This window comes from Mesorhizobium sp. M1A.F.Ca.IN.020.06.1.1 (assembly GCF_004023265.1).
Classification (GTDB): Bacteria; Pseudomonadota; Alphaproteobacteria; order Rhizobiales; family Rhizobiaceae; genus Mesorhizobium.
Genome location: NZ_RZSR01001797.1, coordinates 1 through 460, shown reverse-complemented (window position 1 = coordinate 460; position 460 = coordinate 1). Strand labels below are relative to the sequence as shown.

Annotated in this window: 1 protein-coding gene; it reads left to right on the top strand. The window is 59.1% G+C overall.

Translation table 11 applies throughout. The features are described 5' to 3' along the window. Window positions 1-460, top strand: a 460-nt coding sequence (locus EOA60_RS36960) for a substrate-binding domain-containing protein (protein ID WP_206628490.1), incomplete at both ends; no start/stop codon positions are given.

The following is a 460-nucleotide window of genomic DNA, read 5'->3' as shown; positions in this document are numbered from 1 at the left end:
CACCATTTCCGATCCGCTTTGTCCGCTGGAGAAGGTGCTGGCGAAGTTCGCCGATCAGGCGCCGGAAGTAACTCTGGAAGTGGTGACCCGGCCGCCGAGCGAGCTGCTGCGCGCAATCCTGGTCGGACAGATCCAGATCGCCATTGCCAGTTTTCCACGCACCGCACTAGGGCTTGAATACATTCCTCTCTATGACGAGGTGCAATCATTCTACTGTGGCGTCGATCATCCGCTTTTTTCCACGTCGGACGAGGAAATTGACGTTGGAATTGTGCGTGAACACAAGCTCGTCAGCCGCACTTACTGGGGGCAGCGCGACCTCAAGATATTCGAGAGCGTCGAGCCGCGCGCGCGGGTGAGCGACATGGAGGCCGCAGCGCGCCTGATCCTATCGGGTCGCTTCCTCGGTTATTTGCCCGATCACTACGCCAAGCAGTTTGTCGCTCAAGGCCGCATCCGC